We start from the raw sequence: 21,327 nt of genomic DNA on the forward strand, positions 1-21,327 counted from the left end.
CCATGACGCACACGGCCACGCCTGCGCACCCGACGACCGCTCCGAGCTCGGGTCGAGCCCCGACGCGCACCGACCCGGTGGCCGCGGAGGCCAGTCACGTCGTCGGTGGGCCGCTGGGGCGTCACGCCGTCGTCGGGCGACGCGGGTGGCGCCCGGCCGCCGCTGTCCTCAGTGCGCTGAGCGCGGTCTTCGTCGCGCTCGGGGTGCTGCAGAAGAACCACTGTGTCTCGACGGGGTGGGCGACGCCCGGATCCTTGTGGCGCGCCTGCTACTCCGACCTGCCCGTCGCCGTCGCCGCGCCCGCCGGATCGTCGCCGTGGTCGAACCCGACGATGCAGGGCCAGCCCCCGCTGACGGCACTCATCACCTGGCTCGTGCGCACGATCGTGCCCGGCGGTTCGCAGCTGCGGCTGCAGCAGGGGATGTTCGCGTGGGGGGCCGCCGTCGTCGCGTTGCTCATCGCCCTCGCCGTGTGCGCGAGTGCCGCGTCGCGACCCGACAGCCCCTGGGTGGCTGCCCACATCGCGTTGTCGCCGGTGCTCATCACGAGTGCGCTCATCTCGTTCGACGCGCTCGGTGTGGCCCTCGTCGCAGCCGGGCTGCTGGCCTGGGAGCGCTCGCGCTTCCCGCTCGCGGGGGTGGCGCTAGCGGGCGCCCTCCTGACGCGTCCGACGCTCGGCGCCGTCCTCGCGGCCGCGCTCGTCGTCGCGCTCGTGCGCGGCCACACGAAGGGCGCCCTCGCGCTCTTCGTCGGGGCGGGCGCGACGTGCGTCGCGATGTTCGCCGTCATCGCCGTGTGGGGCGGCGACCCGTTCACCGCGTTCACCGCCTGGCGCCAGCAGGGCGCCGGGTACGGCTCGCTCTGGTACATCCTCAGCTTCGCGGGCGTGACGTTGTCACCTGCCGTCCTGACGGGCCTCGCCGTGCTCGGGTGGATCGCGGCGATCGCGCTGGGGGCGATTCTCGCTCAGGGTCGTGAGCGGCTGCCGCTCGCGCCCATCGCGCTGCTCATGCTCGTCACGGTGATGCTGACGTCGCGTGCCCTGCCGGTGCAGGCGTGCTTGTGGGTCCTGCCGCTCATCGCGCTCAGCGCGCTGCCGTGGCGCGACCACCTCGTCTGGGCGGGCGCCGAGTTCGTCTACTTCATCACCGTGTGGGGGTTCATCGCGCGCGCCTCGAACATGGCGAAGGCGCTGCCCTCCGGCTGGTATTGCTTCTTCACCCTGGTGCGACTGGTCGGGCTGGTCTACCTCGTCACCGCGGCGATCCGCGCGACGCGTTCGTCGACCGTCGCGTCATCCGAGGACGGCGACGGCGGCCGCCGCGCCGGCCTCACGGCTCGGCAGCACGCGAACGCCGCGTCAGCCTGAGTTCATCCACAGAGATTGGTCGCCGGTGACGGCTACGGGTAGTCTTGTGGGGTTCGTGCCGTCTCATCCACAACCTGTGGCTCCGGCGCGTGCTCCCCGACGGCTCGATGGGCCATCGTGGTGCGTGCGACGACGAGAGGGCGCGGCAACGCTGCAACCCTCCTGTCACGGAGAGACCGTGACCGCTTGAGACCAAAGGAGGTGGGTTACCGCATGCGTCATTACGAAATGATGATCATCCTCGACGGTGAGCTCGACGAGCGCACGGTCCAGCCCTCGCTGGAGAAGTTCCTCTCTGTCGTCACGAAGGACGGCGGCACCGTCGACAACGTCGACGTCTGGGGCCGTCGCCGCATGGCTTACGACATCAAGAAGAAGTCCGAAGGCATCTACGTCGTGGTCGACTTCAACGCGACCCCGGCCACCGCTGCAGAGCTTGACCGTCAGCTTGGACTCAACGAGTCCATCCTGCGCACCAAGATCCTGCGCAAGGACGCCTGAGAACTCCCCACATTCAGTAGGAGGAACCACCCATGGCGCAAGGTGACGTCAACATCACGATGGTCGGCAACCTCGTTGCCGACCCCGAGCTGCGCTACACGCCGAACGGCGCTGCCGTGGCGAACTTCCGCATCGCCTCGACCCCGCGCGTCTTCGACCGCCAGTCGAACGAGTGGAAGGACGGCGAGGCGCTCTTCATGTCCTGCTCCATCTGGCGCGAGGCAGCGGAGAACGTCTCGGAGTCGCTCCAGCGCGGCTCGCGCGTCATCGTCACCGGCCGTCTGAAGTCTCGTTCGTACGAGACGAAGGAGGGCGAGAAGCGCACCGTCACCGAGCTCGAGGTCGACGAGGTCGGCCCGTCGCTGCGGTACGCCACGGCGAAGGTCAACAAGACCCAGCGCTCCGGCGGTGGCCAGGGTGGCAACTTCGGAGGTGGCAACGGCGGCGGCAACGTCAGCCAGGGCAACTTCGGGGGCAACTCCGGCGGTGGCAACGGTTTCGGCGGCAACTCGGGTTCTCAGGGCGGCAACTTCGGTGGCAGCCCGACCGACGACCCGTGGGCGACCGGTGGCAACTCGGGTGGCGGCTTCGGCGGCAACTCGGGTGGCAACGCCGGCGGCCAGTCGAACGGCTCGCAGGGCGGCGGCAACGGTGGCTGGTCCACCGGCCCGTCGTACGACGAGCCCCCGTTCTGATCGTTCCTCCTCTTCCCGGGCGTCACCACGACGATGACGCCCCACCGGCCCGGCACGCACGTGCCGGCCACTCACACACTCGCTATCCCGAGTCACCACTCGGGCTCTCATAGAAGGAGAGCACCACGATGGCAAAGCCCGTTGTGCGCAAGCCCAAGAAGAAGGCCAACCCGCTGAAGGCGGCGAAGGTCGAGAACATCGACTACAAGGACGCTGCGCTGCTGCGCAAGTTCATCTCCGACCGCGGCAAGATCCGCGCCCGTCGCGTCACCGGTGTCTCCGTCCAGGAGCAGCGCCTCATCGCCAACGCCGTCAAGAACGCGCGTGAGATGGCTCTGCTTCCCTACTCGAGCTCCGCTCGCTGATCGAGGAAAGGAACACCGACATGAAGGTCATCCTGACCCACGAGGTTTCCAAGCTCGGCACGGCCGGCGACGTCGTCGACGTCAAGCCCGGTTTTGCCCGCAACTACCTTCTGCGCAACAACCTCGCCACGGAGTGGACGAAGGGCGGCCAGAAGCAGGTCGACTCGATCACGAAGGCTCGCGAGACGCGTTCCATCAAGACGCTCGAAGAGGCGAAGTCCGTCAAGGGCAACCTCGAGAACGCCAAGGTGACGCTGAAGGCTCGCGCCGGCGAGAACGGCCGCCTCTTCGGCGCCGTCACGACCGGTGAGATCGCCGACGCGATCAAGGAAGCCGGCGCCGGTTCCGTCGACAAGCGCAAGATCGAGATCACGACGCCGATGCGTTCGCTCGGCGAGTACTCGGTGCTCGTGCGTCTGCACCCCGAGGTGCAGGCCACGGTCGACGTCAAGGTCGCCCGCGCCTGATCCTCACCGCTCCGCCCCGGCCTCGTCCGGGGCGGAGCGACGTCGAAGCCCCGCGCCACGGTTCGTCCGTGGGCGGGGCTTCGTCGTGCGTGCGTCAGAGGGCGGTCGCGAGGTGCGCGTGGATGGTCGCGGCGACGCGGTTGGCGACGGACGTGCCGATCGCCATCGTCGGGGTGCGCTGCAGGATGGCGAGCGTGTGGTTGCGGTTGCCGCCGACGTGGCCGATGCTGTTGACGCGCCACAGACCGGCGTAGGGCAGCCAGCCGTTCTTCACCTGACTCGTGCCGATCGAGCCGACGCCCCAACGCTGATCCGCCGCGACCTGGCCCATGAGCGTCAGGATGTAGCCACGGTTGGCGGCGTTGAGCAGCCTGCCGCGCCAGCTGATCTCGTTCATGAGGACGATCTGGTCGTAGGCGGAGGTCGTCGTCAGACCCCAGGCTCCGGCAGCGCGCGTCGACGTCATGCCGAGGCTGTTCGCGACGGCCTGCACCGCGGGTGCGCCGCCGACGCTGCGCCACAGGTTCGTCGCCGCGTTGTTGTCGCTGACGCGGATCATCGGGGAGGCCTGGCTCTTCTCCCACGCGGTGAGGCCGCGCCCCGCCTTCTGAGCGCGCGAGCAGACGGCCGCGAGGATGAGCACCTTGACGATGCTCGCGCACTCGTTGCGGAACGGCGCGTTGTACTGCCACACCCGCATGCTGCGCCGATCGTGCACGGCGACGGACAACCCGCCGGTCGTGGATGCGTCGATGGCGTGCATCTTGTCGTAGAGCCCCACCGTGGTGGCCGAGGCCTGGGTCGCCCCGAGCGTCGAGACGCCGCCGGTGGCGCCCAGTGCGAGCGCTCCGGTGAGTGCGGTCCGGCGGCTGACGCCGTGACCCGTGAGCAGTCGATCATCGAGGCCGTGTGTCATGGGAACTCCCTGAGAGATGCCTGCGTATGACCTCAAGATAGTGGGTGAGGGCGGCCCATGGGGCATTCGCGGCCCCGCGAGCATCGGGGCCGGCGGGAGCGGGGCGTCAGCCGGCGCTCTCGAGGTGCATCCAGGCGGTGCCTCGACGCCGGTGGTCGAGCACGGCCATGCGCGCGAGCAGGTAGAGCGCATACAGCACCCAGACCGCGACGAGCGGCGCCGCGTCCCCCCAGCCTGTGACGGCATCCCGCGAGGTGCTCAGGACCCACACGAGTGGCAGGTAGCCCACGAGAAGCGCCAGTTGCGCACGGGCGAGGAACGCGCCGTCCCCAGCACCCATGAGCACACCGTCGTGGACGAACAGCACGCCCGACGGTGCGCTCACGAGGGCGATGACGACGAGGGCGGCGCTCGTCGTGTGCGCAATCGTCGCATCGGAGGTGAACAGCAGGGGCACCCACCACGCCGTGACCAGCGTCGCCACACCGCCGACGAGTCCGCAGCGCCAACCCCATCGAGTGAGCGTCGCGGTCAGTTCGCGGGTGCGTGAGGCGTCACCGCGGCCCAGTGATTCGCCGACGAGCGCTTGCGCCGCGATGGCGACGGCGTCGAGCGCGAACGTCAGGAAGGTGAAGATCGTCGATGCGATCTGGTGCGCCGCGAGGGTACCGGGGCCGAACAACCCGGCGGTGGCCGTCGTGAGGAGCAGGACGGCGCGCAGCGCGATCGTACGCACGAGGATCGGCGCCCCGGCGCGTGCCGCACCCAGGACACGTCCCGGGTGGGGGCGGACGTCGAGATGGCGCACCCGTCGGCCGATCGAGGCGAGCAGGGCGAGCGCCATGAGCCACTGCGCGGCCGTGGTGCCGGCGGCCGAGCCGGCGAGGCCGGTGTGTAGACCGAGGACGAGGATGGCGTTGAGCGCCGCGTTGAGGGCGAATCCGGTGACTGTGACGAGCAGCGGCGTCCGCGTGTCCTGTAGGCCCCTGAGCAGCCCCTGCGCTGCGAGGCAGACCAGCATCGCCGGGATGCCGAGCGCGCTGATCCGCAGGTATGTGACGCCAGCGTCCACGACCTCAGGCGCGCTGGTCATCGCGCGCACCGCGAGTGGCGCTGCGGCGAACGTCGCGGCGGCGAGCGGGATGCTGAGCGCCAACGCCAGCCACACGCCGTCGAGGCCCGCCCCGATCGCTCCGTCCTCGTCGTTCGCGCCCATGCGGCGTGCGACGAGTGCGGTTGTCGCGTAGGCGAGGAAGACGAAGATGCCGGTGAGGCTGAGCAGGACGGCGCTCGCGGCTCCGAGCGCCGCGAGCTGCGTGACGCCGAGGTGGCCGACGATCGACGAATCGGTCATGAGGAACAAAGGCTCGGCCACGAGCGTGAAGAAGGCCGGCACGGCAAGGGCGCGAATCTGGGGCCCCAGGGAGTCGGTTTCCTGCATTTCTCGCGCTGCCCGTCTCATCATATGAGAAAAAATGTCCTCTCGTGCAACCGCGTCGGCGCGCCTGCTCGGCGGAGCCCCCTAACTCCTGGTATTGGCCCGAAACTACGCGGAACGACGGGAAAAGATCCAGGTGGGCGTCGTGGCCGCTTATCTCGCGCGGCGCGCGTCGAGTCAAGCATTTACCGGGCGTGTCGGCAACTTTCATTTCACACTCAGGAAACGCTCGGGCAGAGTGAAGCCTGCACCTTTGTGAGCGGGGGCTGGCGAGGGTGTGGCAGTGGCGTGCGTCTCCACCCTGGAGACGCGGTGCGCTGGAACGCGAAACCGTAGAAAGGCTGCTCACTTGAGTACACCTGCTCCCCTGCACATGAGGAGACGCGAGCGCACCGTGCGCCCGCAGCTCGCTCTTCGATCCGGCCTCGGAGCCGGGGTGGCGCTCGCCATCCCGGCCACCGGAGCCCTCGTCGCGGCCGCGCCCGCGATGGCCGCACCCGGCACGGGTACGACCACGCCGAGCGCGACCACACCGACCGTCAAGCCCGTCCTGTTCTTCGGCTCCCGTGGGGAAGCGGTGAAGGCGATCCAGGCGCAGCTCCAGGTCAACGCGGACGGCATCTTCGGCCCTGCGACGCTGTCGGCGGTCAAGTCGTTCCAGCGCAGCAACGGGCTGTACGCCGACGGCATCGTCGGCAAGCTGACGTGGGCGAAGCTCGCTGCGGCGACGACGCCGACGACCCCGACCACTCCGGCAACGCCGACCACTCCGACCACGCCGACGACGTGCTCCGCGAACACCACGACGCTGCGCTTCGGTTCGACGCACGCGCTCGTCAAGGTGCTGCAGAGCAAGCTCGGAGTCGAGGTCGACGGCATCTTCGGGCGGGCCACGCGTGCAGGGGTCGTCTCGTTCCAGGCGCAGAACGGTCTGTACGCGGACGGCATCGTCGGCAAGCTGACGTGGGCGAAGCTGGGCTGCTCGACGACGACTCCCACGACGCCGGCTCCCACGACGCCGACTCCTCCCACGGTGCCCACGACGCCGGCGACGCCTCCCACGGTGCCGACGACGCCGACGACTCCTGCTCCGTCCGCGACGGCCGCGCAGATCATCGCGTACGCCAAGACGTTCCAGGGTGTGCCGTACGTGTGGGGCGGTTCGACGCCGTCGGGCTTCGACTGCTCCGGCTTCGTCTCGTACGTGTTCAAGCAGTACGGCATCACGATGCCGCGCGTCTCCGCGCAGCAGCAGGCGTACTCCCCGAGCACGACGAACCCGCAGCCGGGTGACCTGCTGTTCTACGGCTACCCGGCGTATCACGTCGCCATCTATCTCGGCGACGGCATGATGATCGACGCACCGCACCCAGGTTCCACCGTGGGTGTTCGCGCGATCTACGGCAAGCCGTCGAGCTACGCGCGCGTGCTGCGCTGAAAGACGGCGTCGAGACTGCCGCGATGGCAGGGGATGGCGCTCGGATCCGGTCGTACCGACAGTGGGGAAGCTGACGCGGACGACGGACCGAGCGCCGTCCCACATCGTGGACAAAACTGAATGATGAATATTTCTTCGAACATTTTTTCGAGGCTCGAAAGGATGTTCGTTTCGTGCTGCCCGGAACCATGCCGAAAGTGCCCGTCAGCCGCGTGATCACGGGAAGATCACGGGGTGTGAGAACGACATGCATGTGATTTTCGGGGTGCTTTGCGGCGACGTTCGGCTCGTGCATCCTCGACATGTCGCACCCCCGTGCGACACGTGAGCACGAGCGCCCACTGCGAGTCGACTGGCGCTCTTCGACGACGGAGCGAACCGCCATGACGAAGTACTTGCCCAAGCACCTTGCCACGCGCCACGGCCGCGTCGAGTCCGCGCGCGTCGGTGCTGCCGCAGCCCGCGGCTCCCGATCCGCCCTCGCGCTCGGCGTGGGCGCGACGCTGCCCGTCGCCGGAGCGGCTGTGATGGCTGCCCCGGCTTTCGCGGCGCAGGAGACGCCGGCGCCGGCGCCCGCTCCCACCATCTCGCCCGTGCTGACCTTCGACTCGCGCGGCGAGGCCGTCAAGACCCTGCAGGCTCGCCTCGCTCTCGTCGTCGACGGCTGGTACGGCCCGGTCACCACAGCGGCCGTCAAGGACTTCCAGCGCGCCAACGGCCTCGACGTCGACGGCGTCGTCGGCCCCCGTACGTGGGCGGCGCTCGACGCGTCGTCCGCACAGCCGAGCGCCGGCGACGTCGTCCGACGCGGCGACTCGGGCCCGCTCGTGCGCGCCATCCAGTCGAAGCTCGGGGTGAACGTCGACGGCGTGTTCGGGTCGCTCACCGAGTCGGCGGTCGTGACGTTCCAGCGCTCGCACGGCCTCGTCGTCGACGGTGTCGTCGGGGCGAAGACGACGTATGCCCTCGCTCTCGCCACGGACCAGGCGACCGGTGGTGACACCGGTACCCCCGGCCAGGCGGGCGTCCCGCCGCTCGTCCACCCGGACGCGCCGTACGAGCTGCCGTTCCTCAACGGCTACCCGGCGCCCATCACGCAGGGTCCGTACGGGGCAGCGAGCCATCACAAGTACTACGACAAGCACGCCGTCGACTTCGGGGTTCCGACGGGGACGCAGGTCGTCGCCTCCGCGTCGGGCGTCGTGTTCAAGACCGAGAACAACGTCACCGGTGGCAACACCGTCCTCATCAAGGACGCCTCCGGTTTCTGCATGGAGTACGCGCACCTGTCGTCGATGAACGTCGTTGCGGGGCAGCGAGTCTCGCAGGGGCAGAAGATCGCGTTGTCGGGCAACACCGGCTTCTCGACGGGACCGCACCTGCACTGGGGCATCGTTGACTGCTCCTCCTACACGAGCATCAAGATCGCCGACTCGAAGGAGCTCGGCACCACCTACGTCCCGGGCACGGTCGGCGTCTCGCGCAACGGATCTTGACGGCGACACCCCACCCGGCCTGCCCGGGTGGGGTGCTTCACGTGCACTGCCGTGGCGGCGCGGCGTGGGATGCCGCGCAGGCTGGGTGTCGACCGCGCGGACTGTCGACGGGTGGCAGGCGCTCACGCGCCGTGCGTGTGAACCTGTGAAAACAGTTTCGATCCAGCGCTGAGGTGTGTCGTGACGCCCGGAAGCCGGGGTGGTCTTGATTGAGTGGATGGCACCCCGGCGCATCAGCCCCCCACTGGTTCGCCATGCTTCAGGGGGCGGAACTCGACCGCATGTGAGAGTTCCACCCTCGGAAGATGATCACGGCGAACGTTCGTGCGTCGGGGTGTCCTCGCTCGCTGCAGCGAGGTGCTCGTGGGTCTGATGTGGCGTGGTGGTCCGCGCGTCGCGCAGGACGATGGGCGCCAAGCGGGCCGTGAACGCAACGTGGCCGGCTGGTGGGGGGTGGGGGAGCTTTCGAGGCTTTCGGGGCTGTGGACGACAACCCAGGTTGTCGACGACCGGGAGCAATCTTCGTCCACAGGGTGTGGATCGGCGAATCACCGCAGTGGCGCGGTTCCCACGGCGGGCGGGCGAATCATCCACAGGTTTGTCCCGCGTCTGTGCACAACCGCCACCGGCGTTTCCAACACCTTGTCCACAGCACCGTCCACAGACGGGTTCGTGAACGGACGGGGCGTCTGCCTACTGTTGTCGGTGGTGAGTGCAAGGGTGGGTCGTGACGGATCGTGCGGCGTCGGCCGGGCGGGTGGCACCCGATTCGAGGAGTTGTGAGCGTGGCTGAGCTGGAGCCGTACGAGGCGCCGCCGGAGTTCGACGGGGCGGGTTCGTCGTCGATGCCGCCGGGCAAGCTGCCGCCGCAGGATCTGCAGGCGGAGCAGAGCGTCATCGGCGGCATGATGCTGAGCAAGGACGCGATCGCCGACGTCATCGCCGAGGTCAAGGGCATCGATTTCTACCGCCCGGCGCACGAGACGATCTTCGACGCGATCACCGACCTGTACGGCCGAGGTGAGCCGGCGGACGCCATCACCGTCGCCGACGAGCTGACGAAGCGCGGCGAACTCGCGCGCATCGGCGGGCAGGCGTACCTGCACCAGATCATCGCGTCGGTGCCGACGGCCGCGAACGCCGGGTACTACGCGCAGATCGTCGCCGAACGGGCCGTGCTGCGCCGGCTCGTCGACGCCGGCACCCGCATCGTGCAGATGGGCTACGGCGACGAGGGCGGCGACGTCGAGGACATCGTCAACGCCGCGCAGGCCGAGGTGTACGCCGTCGCCGACAAGCGTGGCGGCGAGGACTACGTGCGGCTCGGCGACGTCATCGAGGCGACGGCCGACGAGATCGAGCAGGCCTCCGGCACCGACGGGCAGATGGTCGGCGTACCGACGGGTTTCTCCGAGCTCGACGGGCTGACGAACGGTCTGCACCCCGGGCAGATGATCGTCATCGCGGCACGACCGGCCATGGGAAAGTCGACGCTCGGCATGGACATCATTCGCAGCGCCGCGATTCATCACAACATGACGGCCGCGTTCTTCTCGCTCGAGATGGGGCGCACGGAGATCACGATGCGCCTGCTGTCGGCCGAGGCCGGAATTCAGTTGCAGCACATGCGAAAAGGCCAGATGCGTGACGAGGACTGGACGCGTCTGGCGACGACGATGGGCCGCGTCTCGGACGCGCCGTTGTTCATCGACGACTCACCGAACATGTCGCTCATGGAGATCCGCGCGAAGGCGCGCCGGCTCAAGCAGCGCCACGACCTGAAGATCATCGCGATCGACTACCTGCAGCTCATGAGCTCGGGCAAGCGCGTCGAATCACGTCAGCAGGAGGTGTCGGAGTTCTCGCGTGCGCTCAAGCTGCTCGCGAAGGAGCTCGAGGTACCCGTCATCGCGATCTCGCAGCTGAACCGTGGCCCCGAGCAGCGCACCGACAAGCGCCCGCAGATGGCGGACCTGCGTGAATCGGGTTCGATCGAGCAGGACGCCGACATGGTGATCCTGCTGCACCGTGACGACTACTTCAACAAGGAGTCGGAGAAGGCCGGCGAGGCCGAGATCATCGTCGCCAAGCACCGTGCGGGCCCGACGGCCGACATCACGGTCGCGTTCCAGGGTCACTACTCACGGTTCAAGGACATGGGCGGTCAGAACTTCTGAGCCGTTGCCAGCGATGACGTCATAGATAAGGCGGCGTGAGACCCCAAGGTCGATCGCGAGCTTGGCCTTGTTCGCGCCGGCGGCTGCTGCCTGACGCACGTGCGCAACCTGTTCGTCGGTGAGGCGGCGGGCGCGGCCCTTGTACACGCCGCGTACTTTTGCCAGGTCGATGCCTTCACGTTGGCGTTCGCGGATGAGGGAACGCTCGAGTTCGGCGACGGCGCCGATGAGTTGGCGCTGGAACGTCGCGAACGGGTCGGCCGTGGCGTCGGGTGAGAAGGTGAGGCGTTCCTTGACGAACTCGACGCTCACCTTGCGCGCGGTGAGGTCGGAGACGATCTGCTCGAGGTCGACCAGCGATCGCGCGAGCCGATCCATCGACGCGACGCGCAACGTGTCACCGCGACGCACGTAGCGCAGCGCATCCGACAAGCCAGCGCGATCGGCTCGGCTCTTGCCCGATTGATGGTCAGTGAACAGCTCATCGACGCCCCCAAGCGCTTCGAGCTGCCTAGCGAGATTCTGTGACGTCGACGAGACGCGTGAAGCGCCCTGGGTTTGGTTCCGACTCATCTGAAGGAGAATCGGACCATGCCCAAGAAGTACGACCAGCAGTTGCGTGAGCACGCCGTCAGGATGGTGCTCGACAAGCGCTCCGCCGAAGCATGCTCACAGCGCGTCGCGATGGACGCCGTCGGAGCCTCGCCCGGCATCGCGCCGGCGACCATCCGTAACTGGATGCCCCGTGCTGGCGAACAACCAGCCATGGTGGGCGCGGCAGCGCCACGTGAGTCCCTGGAGGAAGAGAACCGGCGCCTTCGCCGCGAACTTGCAGAGACACGGCGCGCGAACGAGATCTTGAAGAAAGCATCGGCTTTTTTCGCAGCGGAACTCGACCGCCCCACGACGAAATGATCCGGTTCATCGACGAACACAAGGGTCAGTTCGGGGTCGAGTCCATCTGTCGCGTGCTGGGCGCGACGGAGTGTGGGTTCATCACGTCGCGCGGCTACCGGGCAGCGAAAGCCCGCCCGCGCTGCGCGCGAGCGATCCGTGACGAGGTCCTCATCGACGAGATCCGGCGCGTCCACCAGCAGAATTACGACGTGTACGGCCAGCGCAAGATGTGGCACGCGATGCGCCGCCAGGGCTGGATGATCGGACGCGATCAGACCGCCCGGCTCATGAAAGTCGCTGGGCTGCACGGTGTTCGGCGCGGGCGTCACCCGTTCACGACCGTCGCGTCGAAGCTGCCCGATCACCGCCCGGACCTGGTCGAGCGTGACTTCCACGCGATGGCGCCGAACGAGCTGTGGGTTGCGGACATCACGTACGTGCGCACCGTCGGTGGGTTCGCGTACACGGCGTTCATCACCGATGCGTGCACGCGCAAGATCGTGGGCTGGTCGGTCGCGTCATCGCTGACGACGCAGGCATTGCCGCTGATCGCGTTGCAGCAGGCGATCACCACGACCCCGGCGGCGCGTCAGAGCGGACGGCTCGTGCACCACAGCGACCGCGGAGTCCAGTACGTTTCGCTGGCGTACACCGACACGTTGGCCGAGCACGGCGTTGCGCCTTCCGTTGGGACAGTAGGCGATTCGTACGATAACGCCTTGGCTGAGACGGTCAACGGCTTGTACAAGGCCGAGCTGATCTACTCACGCACGACGTGGCCGTCGACATCGGCGGTCGAATTGGCGACGCTGGAGTGGGTCAGCTGGTGGAACCACCAGCGCCTGCACGAAGCCCTCGACTACCGCACCCCAGTCGAGGTCGAAGCGGCTTACGATCAATCCCACACGAGCACCCTCGTCACCACATAAGCGCGGAACGAAACCCAGGGCGCTTCACATGGTTCTGCACGTAGTTCTGCTACACGATTCGGTAGCTCAACTACGTGCAGAACCACGCCTGGCCGAGATGTAGCAGAAACGAAGGCGAGTTCAACCGGTCAACGCACCACCACCGATAGGGGATCGTGGGTGTCATGGCCGGGTTGTCGAACGAGCAGCAGGAGAACGTCTGGGCGTTGTGGGCGAAGGGTGAGTCGATCAGGCTCATCGCCCGCACGATCGGCGTCAGCCAAACCCCAGTCCGGACGCTGCTGCGCCGCCATGGCGGAGTGAAACCGCCGCCGCGCGCCCGGAACCGGCGGCACCTGTCGCTGAGTGAACGTGAAGAGATCTCCCGCGGCCTCGCCGCCGGCTTATCGTGCCGTGTCATCGCCGCTCGGCTGGGGCGCCATCACACGAGCATCAGCCGCGAAGTCGCCCGCCACGGCGGCCCCGGCACCTATCGCGCGGCCAGCGCTGACGCGGGCGCGTGGCGCAACGCGCGCCGCCCGAAACCCTCACGCCTCCACCGCGACCCGGCGCTGTCGAGCCTAGTCGCGGCGAAGCTGGAACGAGGGTGGTCACCCACCCAGATCGCCCACTGGCTACGGCGCGAACAGCAGGATTCGTTGTCGCACGAGTCGATCTACCACGCCCTGTACACCGGCCAGATCCGTGCGCCACGACAGGGAAGCCTCCTGCGATCAGGGCGATCCCTACGCCATGCGCGCGTCGCTAAACCCCGACAACGCCGCGGCGTGTTGCGGAACATGACCTCCATCCACGATCGACCCACCAGCGTCGAAGACCGGGCCGAAGTCGGCCATTGGGAAGGTGACCTCATCATGGGCCAGCGCCCATCAGCCGTGGCCACCCTCGTCGAACGCTCCACCCGCCTGGTGCGCGTCGTCGCCCTGCCAAACGGGTACAAGGCTGACGCCGTCAGGGACGCTCTCATCGAGAATCTCGCCGACATGCCGCCGCAGTTTCGTCGGTCGTTGACGTGGGATCGCGGCAGGGAAATGGCCTTCCACGACCAGGTGACGCACGCCCTGGGCATGCAAGTGTTCTTCTGTGACGCCCGTTCGCCATGGCAGCGCGGCACGAACGAAACTCCCCCGCGCGCTTCGCTCCAAGCAGGAGGTGCCCCCAGCGAACCGCCTGCTGCGTCAGTACCTCGCGAAGAACGCCGACCTACGCTCCTTCACCCAGACCGACCTCGACACCATCGCGACGCGCATCAACGAACGGCCCCGCAAAGTCCTCGACTGGGCCTCATCCCACGACGCCTTCACCGATAGCCTGAACACCATCAATGGTGCGTTGACCGGTTGAATCCGCCTTCGTTTGACCTACGCGATCTTCGCTCACATCCAGACTCGTTCACGTGGTAGGCATTTACCGGGAGATGCATGCCCACGCGACGCGGCCGATATCTGGCGCGCCCGCTAGGGCTATTCCTCCTCTGGTCCGTCATGCCAGCCTCGTGGACGATGGTGGCGCTGCCCATTTCCGGTGCTCGGTTGCGATGCTCCTGTTCTCAGGAGTGTTCAGCGTGTGCTCTGAGTCAGGTGATCCGCCCAGGCATGACGAAGCGCCCCTCTCTGTGCTGCGAGGGGCGCTTCGTGCGGAACTTCAGTTGTAGACGCAATTCACATGAGATTCCATCACAACGCCGGTTGCTCGGGATAGATCCTCTCACTGCCATCCGGGGAGATGAACCCTTGGATCTGAACGAAAGCCGTGTCTCTCCACTGATCCGCCCAGGACTTCCACTTGTCGGTCAGAAGGGCCACGGTAATCAAATTTCTCGTATCCGCAGCGTCCGTTAGATGTCCTAAAACCTCGGCCTCGCCGAACTCCGATAAGCTCTTGGCCAGCTGAGCAGAAAAGTCGGCATGCGGTCGCTCTCCGACAGGGCGTGTCCTTATTTCTGTTCTCCTCTCCCTCCACGCCTCGACCCGTATTGAAGAACCGGTCCAAACGCCCTGCACCTCAATAGATTCATCTGAAAAAGTAGGGACGTCGGATCCAGGTTCGAGCGAGACGTAGCCGCGTGCTCGCCAGCTTTCACCCATGGTTCGGGCGGGTGGGCCAGCGTTGAGAGTCGTACCCTCTGGGTCGCTGTAGGTGCAACCGACGGCAACCACAGGTGTGCCCGGGGGGAGTGAAGAATAGAGGCTCACGAGAGGATCACCTGTAGAAAGCAATGAGCGTGTATCATCCGGTGCTATTGGGGGAGCAGAGGTGTCCACTGTAGAGTTTCTTGATGACATCCTTGGTGTAGAAATCATAATTCCATTAGTTTTGGCATTTGGTATTGCTGGTGAACCATGTGGCCACGACATAGTGATCACCAGGAATTGACATGATTACGTCAGATGGCTCTGAGGAAATTTTTGGTGCAGTATCCGCTAGGGCGGATGGCGATCCTGCTGCACCGAGGAGGGTGGCGGAAATGAGTGCAATTGTTGCGAAAGGTTTCTTCATGCCTAACGCTACCGCGCACTAGGCGTACGAGGGAGGGTTTGTCGAGAAAAGTTGCACAGATGTGCTTCGCGGGCCGGCGGAGCTGCCCCCGACCTCATCCACGACGGGAGTCGGCCATCGGTAGCCTCGCGCATGGCCTAAGCGACCGGCAGTCAGCCTCGTCGTGGATGAAGGGATCCGCCACGAGCGACACCACGACCACCGAGTACGTCGAGACGATGATGCGTAGCAGCCTCGGCGACTTGGGCCTGAACGCCGAGGCGTACTTCGTGTCCTGTTTGATCGGTGCCGCCATCGCCGTACGCGCTGCTTTGGATGGCGTGCGCATCAACGTCGGTGACGATGGCGCAATCACCCATGTCGACTCCTGGTTCATGACCATCGATGATTGCCGCCTTGTCGACGGCTGGTGGTGCGCAACGAACCCCGCCCTGGATGGACGTCCGCTCAAGTGTGCCTGAAGGGTCGGGAACGGTACGCCGTTGAACACGCTGGCCACGTAGCGCTACAGGCGCCTCGTGGCGATACTGGCCAACCTCGCAACAGTGCCCAGAGGCACACGACCAAGGCCTTCAGCGGATCCGCCACAAATGGGTGGCGTGTTCACAGCAGTCGAACTGGCGGCCTAACCACTGTCACCTGATCGTGCAGCAGTCCCCAATGTAGCAGAACGGCCGCTCTGATGATGAGCGCTGAACGATCCATGCTCATGACTTTGAGTGACGGTGTGCCACTCGTTCCATAAGCAGGAAATATGGCTGTGAACCCAGAGGACGTCTTAGCTGGCGGCGAGTCGCTCAGCATCGAGTTCAAGCGTCAGGTCAACGATTCTGCCCTCCGGTGACTGATAGGCACGACCCGGCGCGGGTGGCCGATACGTGGGGGAGGCCCTCTGCGTTCACGTTCTCGACGTTCTCACAGCCACGTCACAGAAGATGCGGTCGTGTCCCTCACCGGTTGGCCCCTGCTCGCACTGCTCACGGTGCTCTTCGTCGTCTTCACGATCGCCGCGATCAGCGAGCGTCCCCGGCTTCGTCTGCCCCGCCTGCTCAGGCGAACGGTGACGGTGGTGCTGTCGCAACTATGCGCCGTCCTGCTCGTCATGGTGGCTGTCAACGACTGGGGCATGTTCTACGGCTCATGGGACGACCTGCTCGGCGCCGCCGGTGACGTGCGTACCGTCACGACCAACGGTGAACCCGCAGCCGAGGGCTTGCCTGCGTCGATGGGGCTGACGGGGTGGAGCAAGAAGGGCGAACTGCCGAGCAAGGGTGGCGTCTTCACCCTCGCGTTGCACGGGCCGAGCAGCAGACTGTCGACGAACGCACTCGTCTACCTGCCGCCTCGGTACTTCCAGAAGGGGCACGAGAACGAGAGGTTTCCCGTCGTCGAGACGATCGCCGGCTACCCCGGTGACGTACCCCAGCTCGTCGACCGCCTCGGATACCCCGCCGAACTCGAAAAGCAGGTGAAGGCCGGGCGAGCGCGGCCGATGATCATGGTCTTCATGAAGCCGACGCTCGCGCCGCCCCGCGACACCGAATGCGTCGACGTGCCGGGCGGCCCGCAGACGCTGACGTTCTTCAGCAAGGACGTGCCCACGCTCATCAAGAAGGAGCTGCGCACGAGTGACACCGGCTGGGGTGCCATGGGGCATTCGACCGGCGGCTACTGTGCGGCGAAACTCGCGCTGATGCATCCCGAGCAGTTCTCGGCCGCCGCAAGCCTGTCCGGATACTTCAGCCCGCACGAGGACGAGATGACGGGTTCGTTGTTCGGTGGGCAGGAGAAGCTGCGACAGGAGAACGACCTGACGTGGCGGATCCAGCACCTGCCGATTCCCCACAGCGCGATCTTCGCGACGATGGGCCAGGCCGAAGGTGGTGACGAGGGCATCGAGAACACCCGCGCGTTCATGGCGATTGCGCGGGCACCCCTCACGACGAAGTTCGAGGTCGTCGACGGCGGCGGCCACAACTTCGGCACGTACCAGCGCGTCATGCCCGATGCGTTCGCGTGGCTCAGCACCTACATGGGGCGCTGACCGGCAGACGACGTGGCCCGTCGCCGGTGTCCACGAAAGCAGCCCCCGTTCGACGAGGCAGGCGGCCCAGCGGTGAGATTCGGGCAAAGCAAGAACTTGAAAGCGCAATGACCTCTAGGATCGGCGGGCGACGTGCCGACCGCCGTCACCCCTCCCACCTCGAAGGAAACGCCCAGATGAACCGTGCCCTCGCCCTGGCCGGCGCGACGACGCTCGCCGCCGCCACCGCCTTCACCGCCACGCCCGCCCTGGCCGCGGCGACCGTCACGACGCGCGTCGCGAACCTTGCGGTGACACCGACGACGGTCACGAAGGGCTCGAGCATCACGCTCAAGGGCCAGGCGCAGAAGCTGGCGAAGACCTGGACGGCGACTCCGGGTGCGTCTGTCGTCGTGTTCTTCGACGCTGACGGTTCTGCCCCGAACACCGCGCAGCGCACGCTGAAGGCCGATGCGCGCGGCAACTTCGCGACGTCGATGGCCCCGCAGGCGAGCGGATACTGGAGCGTTCAGCTCAAGGCGACGTCGACGAACAAGGCCTCGACCTCGACGCGTGTCTACGTCAAGGTGACGGCCCCCGCGCCATCGCGCGGCAGCGCCATCGTCATGCCGAAGGGCAGCGTCAACTGCCCCAGTTGGGCGCCGATCAAGGGCAATGCGTCGAGCCACATCTTCCACAGGCCCGGCCAGCGCTTCTACGCGAAGACGCACCCCGAGATGTGCTTCTCGACGCCGGCTGCCGCGATCAAGGCGGGGTATCGCGCGTCGAAGATCTGATCGCATCCCTTGATGGCGGGTCACTCACAGGTAGGCGCGCAGCTGCCCGCCTACCTGTGCGTGACCCGCCACCCTGAGGCTCGGCCCGGCCCTCGCGCCACGCGGGGGAGGCCGTCACGAGACAATGGGTCGATGGGAGAGCGGGAACAGCACGAGGCGGGCCTGAGCACAGCCGAGGTGGAGGAACTGACGCGTCGCGGGGAGGTCAACCACGCCCCTGACGACGGCATGCGCTCGACGTGGCAGATCGTGCGAGCGAACCTGTTCACACGCATCAACGCGATCTTCGCGATCCTCGTGGCCCTCGTCGTCGCGACGGGCTCGCTGCGCAACGCGCTGTTCGGGCTCGCCATCGTCATCAACAGCATCGTCGGCATCGCGCAGGAGCTGCGCGCCCGTCACACGCTGAAGCAGCTCAGCATCGTCAACACGGCCGAGGTGACGGTCCGGCGCGACGGCGAGGCGAAGAAGATACCGACGACGGACATCGTCACCGGCGACATCGTCGAGCTGTCGTCCGGTTCGCAGATCGCCGTCGACGGTGTCGTCGTGCGCGCCGATCACCTCGACGTCGACGAGTCACTGCTGACGGGTGAATCAGACCCGATCGACAAGCGCAGCGACGACGACCTGCGCTCCGGCAGCTTCGTCGTCGCGGGCTCGGGGCTGATGCGCGCCACCGCCGTCGGCGGAGATTCGTACGCCGCCAAGCTCACGGCCGACGCCGGCGAATTCACGCTCGTGCGCTCCGAACTGCGCAGCGGCATCGACAGCATCCTCAAGGTCATCACCTACCTGCTCATCCCCGCCGGCCTCATCACGATCGTCAACCAGCTGCTGCTCGCGCGCGACGACTGGAAGCAGGCCGTCCTCGGCATGGTGGCCGCACTGACCCCGATGGTGCCCGAGGGCCTCGTGCTGCTGACGTCCGTCGCGTTCGCCGTCGGCGTCATCCGCCTCGGGCGCCGTCAGTGCCTCGTCAACGAGCTGCCAGCGATCGAGGGCCTCGCGCGCGTCGATGTCGTCTGCGCCGACAAGACGGGCACCCTGACCGAGCCGGGCATGACGCTCGAACGCGTCGAACCGCTCGGTGACACCGACGAGGGCAGTGCGAAGGAGGCACTCGCCGCCCTCGCGCACGCCGACGAGCACCCGAACGCGACGATGCTCGCCGTCAAGGACGCGTTCGGCGATGCGCCGGGTTGGGGCGTCGAGGCGCGGGCGCCGTTCAGTTCCGCGACGAAGTGGTCGGGCGTCTCGTTCGCCGGGCACGGCAACTGGGTCATGGGTGCCGCCGACATCCTGCTCGACCCCGATAGCGCCGACGGTGAGCGCGCGACCGAGGTCGGCGCGAGCGGCGCTCGCGTTCTGCTGCTCGCCGAGGCGGAGACGCGCGTCGACGCCGACGGCGCGCCCGGCGAGCTGACGCCGCGCGCCCTCGTCGTGCTCGCGCAGAAGGTGCGCCCCGACGCCGCGAAGACGCTCGAGTACTTCCACGACCAGGGGGTCGAGGTGAAGGTCATCTCCGGCGACAACGCGCGCAGCGTCGGCGCCGTCGCCGAATCCCTCGGCCTCGGCGAGGCCGACCAGGCGCTCGACGCACGCAAGTTGCCCACGGACACAGCCGAACTCGCCGACGCGCTCGACAAGGGCGTCGTGTTCGGGCGCGTCAAGCCCGACGGCAAGCGCGCGATGGTGCGGGCGCTGCACAGCCGCGACCACATCGTCGCGATGACCGGTGACGGCGTCAACGACGTCCTCGCCCTCAAGGACGCGGACGTCGGCGTCGCCATGGGCTCCGGCAGCGACGCGACACGCGCCGTCGCCCAGATCGTCCTGCTCGACAACAAGTTCGCGACGCTGCCGCACGTCGTCGCCGAGGGCCGCCGCGTCATCGGCAACATCGAACGCGTCGCTCACCTGTTCCTCACGAAGACGATCTACGCGGTGACGCTCGCCCTCGTCATCGGCCTGCTCGGGCTCGGGGCGCACCTGTTCCACACGCCCTCGCTCGCGTACCCGTTCGAGCCGATCCACCTGACGATCGCCGCCTGGTTCACGATCGGCGTTCCTTCGTTCGTGCTGTCACTGCTGCCCAACAGCGAACGAGCGCGCAGCGGATTCGTGCCGCGCGTCATGCGGTTCGCGATTCCGTCGGGGCTCGTCATCGCCGCCGTCACGCTCGCGTGCTACCTGCTCGTGCGCCACGGCCAGGGTGGCGGTGCGGACGCCGTCACCGACGCAGGGTTCGGCGCCGGGCACACCCAGATTGCGACGGCGACGCTCACGACGCTCATCGCGTGCAGCTGGTGGGTGCTCGTCATCGTCGCGCGTCCGCTCGACCGCCTGCGTCTCGCGCTCGTGACGGTGTGCTTCCTCGCCTACGTCCCGATGTTCCTGCTGCCGTTCACCCGTCGCTGGTTCTCGCTCGACCCGACGAACCTGTCGAGGATGGCGATCGCGGCTGCCTGCGCGCTCGTCGGCGTCGCGGCGCTCGAGAGTGTGCACCGCGTGGTGGCGCGACGTCAGGGCCAGGCGCCCGCGGTGCACGGCTGAACGTGATGACCTTGCCCGAGATCGCGTCGTTCCCGACGCGATCTCGGGCAAGGATCACCGCGAGCCGTACGACATCACGCGTCGAGATCGTCCAGCCGAGCGATCCAGGGGTGGTTCGGTTCGGTAAGCGTCAGGGCATCCCGCAGCCATTCTCGTGTCGAACGCTCGAGCAGTGGCGCCGTGACGGTGAAGTCGCGCTCGTCCTTGTCGCGTAACCCGCGCGATTTCAAGAGCAGTTGCAGTTCCGGCCGGAGGTAACGCACGCCGTCTCGCTCCCACAGGGCTCGCGTCATCGGGAGGCGAAGGCGGGAATCGCGTTTGTAGACCCACTCTTGCTCGCTCCCCGGGCTGAGCAGGATGTCGTACTCCCAGGCGCTCGCGGCATCCGGCCTCGCCCAGATCTGCCCGCACCCGCGCGGGAGGACGTCGTCAGGCGCGCCATCCGCGTCGACGTCGGGAAGCAGTGGGGTCAATGAACCCGCCGCGGCGGCCCAGGCGTGCAGGCGTCCTGCGAGATGACGTCGAAGCAGGGGCAGGTCATTACGCAGTACGGACGGATCGATGTCGTCGTGTTCGCGTGATGCACCCGTGAAGGCCTCGATGGCCCAGCCCCCGGCGATCCACCACAAGCCGGGGTAGCTCGCGAAGAAGTGCTTGACGTCACTCGGGGTCAGCGGCGCCCACCTGCCGTAGAGAGCCAGGAAATCCTCGTCGGTGAGGTGATTCACGGTCATGCCAGCGAGACTAGGCGGAACACCGCGGC

Annotated in this window: 17 protein-coding genes and 1 pseudogene; 14 read left to right on the forward strand and 4 right to left on the reverse strand. The window is 67.2% G+C overall.

Annotated elements, in window-relative coordinates; genetic code table 11:
* The first annotated feature begins 2 nt into the window (after nt 1-2).
* From DYE07_RS08740 to rplI, 5 genes are all read left to right on the forward strand, one after another.
* On the forward strand, nt 3-1,370 hold the full coding sequence (locus tag DYE07_RS08740) for a glycosyltransferase family protein (RefSeq protein WP_115296774.1): 1,368 nt from the start codon (nt 3-5) through the stop codon (nt 1,368-1,370).
* A 213-nt stretch (nt 1,371-1,583) separates the two neighbouring features.
* Nucleotides 1,584-1,871 (forward strand): 30S ribosomal protein S6, encoded by a 288-nt coding sequence (gene rpsF, locus DYE07_RS08745; RefSeq protein ID WP_038569923.1) that lies wholly within the window; start codon nt 1,584-1,586, stop codon nt 1,869-1,871.
* A gap of 32 nt (nt 1,872-1,903) precedes the next feature.
* The gene (locus DYE07_RS08750) at nt 1,904-2,566 is read left to right on the forward strand and encodes a single-stranded DNA-binding protein (RefSeq protein ID WP_062256943.1); all 663 of its coding nucleotides are present in this window, start codon (nt 1,904-1,906) and stop codon (nt 2,564-2,566) included.
* A 128-nt stretch (nt 2,567-2,694) separates the two neighbouring features.
* A complete protein-coding gene (gene rpsR / locus DYE07_RS08755) occupies nt 2,695-2,931 on the forward strand; it encodes a 30S ribosomal protein S18 (protein ID WP_006944621.1) in 237 nt (78 codons plus the stop codon).
* Nucleotides 2,932-2,951: 20 nt separating this feature from the next.
* Entirely contained in the window at nt 2,952-3,398 is a 447-nt protein-coding gene (gene rplI, locus DYE07_RS08760; protein ID WP_006944736.1) for a 50S ribosomal protein L9, read from the forward strand.
* A 94-nt stretch (nt 3,399-3,492) separates the two neighbouring features.
* Here the strand turns inward: rplI and DYE07_RS08765 are convergent, their stop codons facing one another.
* Together DYE07_RS08765 and DYE07_RS08770 are read right to left on the reverse strand one after the other, a co-directional pair.
* Complete coding sequence (locus DYE07_RS08765) at nt 3,493-4,314, reverse strand: serine hydrolase (protein WP_172462976.1); 822 nt, start codon at nt 4,312-4,314, stop codon at nt 3,493-3,495.
* 106 nt (nt 4,315-4,420) lie between these two features.
* Nucleotides 4,421-5,779, reverse strand: a complete 1,359-nt coding sequence (locus DYE07_RS08770; RefSeq protein WP_370447734.1) for an MATE family efflux transporter — start codon at nt 5,777-5,779, stop codon at nt 4,421-4,423.
* A gap of 322 nt (nt 5,780-6,101) precedes the next feature.
* Here DYE07_RS08770 and DYE07_RS08775 point away from each other — a divergent pair, with 322 nt between their 5' ends.
* From DYE07_RS08775 to dnaB, 3 genes are all read left to right on the forward strand, one after another.
* Nucleotides 6,102-7,190 carry a C40 family peptidase gene (locus tag DYE07_RS08775; protein WP_147286910.1) on the forward strand — a complete coding sequence of 363 codons (1,089 nt, stop codon included), beginning with the start codon at nt 6,102-6,104 and terminating at the stop codon, nt 7,188-7,190.
* A gap of 383 nt (nt 7,191-7,573) precedes the next feature.
* Nucleotides 7,574-8,686: a peptidoglycan-binding protein gene (locus tag DYE07_RS08780; RefSeq protein ID WP_177817233.1), complete on the forward strand. Its 1,113-nt coding sequence runs from the start codon at nt 7,574-7,576 to the stop codon at nt 8,684-8,686.
* 779 nt (nt 8,687-9,465) lie between these two features.
* On the forward strand, nt 9,466-10,863 hold the full coding sequence (gene dnaB / locus DYE07_RS08785) for a replicative DNA helicase (protein ID WP_074041083.1): 1,398 nt from the start codon (nt 9,466-9,468) through the stop codon (nt 10,861-10,863).
* Here the strand turns inward: dnaB and DYE07_RS08790 are convergent.
* Nucleotides 10,828-11,436, reverse strand: a complete 609-nt coding sequence (locus DYE07_RS08790; RefSeq protein ID WP_115296779.1) for a recombinase family protein — start codon at nt 11,434-11,436, stop codon at nt 10,828-10,830. The two genes, dnaB and DYE07_RS08790, sit on opposite strands and share 36 nt — an antisense overlap.
* An 18-nt stretch (nt 11,437-11,454) precedes the next feature.
* Between DYE07_RS08790 and DYE07_RS08795 the strand changes: the two genes are divergently transcribed.
* From DYE07_RS08795 to DYE07_RS08820, 6 genes and pseudogenes are all read left to right on the forward strand, one after another.
* A protein-coding gene (locus DYE07_RS08795) for an IS3 family transposase (protein WP_237723833.1) occupies nt 11,455-12,689 on the forward strand; the annotation gives its coding sequence in 2 pieces (ribosomal slippage) (nt 11,455-11,737 and nt 11,737-12,689; 1,236 coding nt in all).
* Nucleotides 12,690-12,853: 164 nt separating this feature from the next.
* Nucleotides 12,854-14,033 (forward strand): annotated as a pseudogene (locus tag DYE07_RS08800) (IS30 family transposase).
* A gap of 1,322 nt (nt 14,034-15,355) precedes the next feature.
* Nucleotides 15,356-15,649 (forward strand): hypothetical protein, encoded by a 294-nt coding sequence (locus tag DYE07_RS08805; RefSeq protein WP_115296781.1) that lies wholly within the window; start codon nt 15,356-15,358, stop codon nt 15,647-15,649.
* A gap of 482 nt (nt 15,650-16,131) precedes the next feature.
* The gene (locus DYE07_RS08810) at nt 16,132-17,232 is read left to right on the forward strand and encodes an alpha/beta hydrolase (RefSeq protein ID WP_115296782.1); all 1,101 of its coding nucleotides are present in this window, start codon (nt 16,132-16,134) and stop codon (nt 17,230-17,232) included.
* A 176-nt stretch (nt 17,233-17,408) separates the two neighbouring features.
* Entirely contained in the window at nt 17,409-18,008 is a 600-nt protein-coding gene (locus tag DYE07_RS08815) for a sunset domain-containing protein (RefSeq protein ID WP_038566091.1), read from the forward strand.
* 132 nt (nt 18,009-18,140) lie between these two features.
* Nucleotides 18,141-20,564, forward strand: a complete 2,424-nt coding sequence (locus tag DYE07_RS08820; RefSeq protein WP_115296783.1) for an HAD-IC family P-type ATPase — start codon at nt 18,141-18,143, stop codon at nt 20,562-20,564.
* 74 nt (nt 20,565-20,638) lie between these two features.
* On the opposite strand, the gene DYE07_RS08825 is transcribed toward DYE07_RS08820, so the two are convergent.
* Entirely contained in the window at nt 20,639-21,298 is a 660-nt protein-coding gene (locus tag DYE07_RS08825) for a hypothetical protein (protein WP_115296784.1), read from the reverse strand.
* Nucleotides 21,299-21,327 lie beyond the last annotated feature (29 nt).

This window comes from Dermacoccus nishinomiyaensis (assembly GCF_900447535.1).
Lineage (GTDB): Bacteria > Actinomycetota > Actinomycetes > Actinomycetales > Dermatophilaceae > Dermacoccus > Dermacoccus nishinomiyaensis.

Coding starts and splice junctions, on each gene's coding strand:
- DYE07_RS08740 (WP_115296774.1), top strand. CDS start 3: ATGACGCACACGGCCACGCCTGCGCACCCGACGACCGCTCCGAGCTCG.
- rpsF (WP_038569923.1), top strand. CDS start 1,584: ATGCGTCATTACGAAATGATGATCATCCTCGACGGTGAGCTCGACGAG.
- DYE07_RS08750 (WP_062256943.1), top strand. CDS start 1,904: ATGGCGCAAGGTGACGTCAACATCACGATGGTCGGCAACCTCGTTGCC.
- rpsR (WP_006944621.1), top strand. CDS start 2,695: ATGGCAAAGCCCGTTGTGCGCAAGCCCAAGAAGAAGGCCAACCCGCTG.
- rplI (WP_006944736.1), top strand. CDS start 2,952: ATGAAGGTCATCCTGACCCACGAGGTTTCCAAGCTCGGCACGGCCGGC.
- DYE07_RS08765 (WP_172462976.1), bottom strand. CDS start 4,314: ATGACACACGGCCTCGATGATCGACTGCTCACGGGTCACGGCGTCAGC.
- DYE07_RS08770 (WP_370447734.1), bottom strand. CDS start 5,779: ATGATGAGACGGGCAGCGCGAGAAATGCAGGAAACCGACTCCCTGGGG.
- DYE07_RS08780 (WP_177817233.1), top strand. CDS start 7,574: ATGACGAAGTACTTGCCCAAGCACCTTGCCACGCGCCACGGCCGCGTC.
- DYE07_RS08790 (WP_115296779.1), bottom strand. CDS start 11,436: ATGAGTCGGAACCAAACCCAGGGCGCTTCACGCGTCTCGTCGACGTCA.
- DYE07_RS08805 (WP_115296781.1), top strand. CDS start 15,356: ATGAAGGGATCCGCCACGAGCGACACCACGACCACCGAGTACGTCGAG.
- DYE07_RS08815 (WP_038566091.1), top strand. CDS start 17,409: ATGAACCGTGCCCTCGCCCTGGCCGGCGCGACGACGCTCGCCGCCGCC.
- DYE07_RS08820 (WP_115296783.1), top strand. CDS start 18,141: ATGGGAGAGCGGGAACAGCACGAGGCGGGCCTGAGCACAGCCGAGGTG.
- DYE07_RS08825 (WP_115296784.1), bottom strand. CDS start 21,298: ATGACCGTGAATCACCTCACCGACGAGGATTTCCTGGCTCTCTACGGC.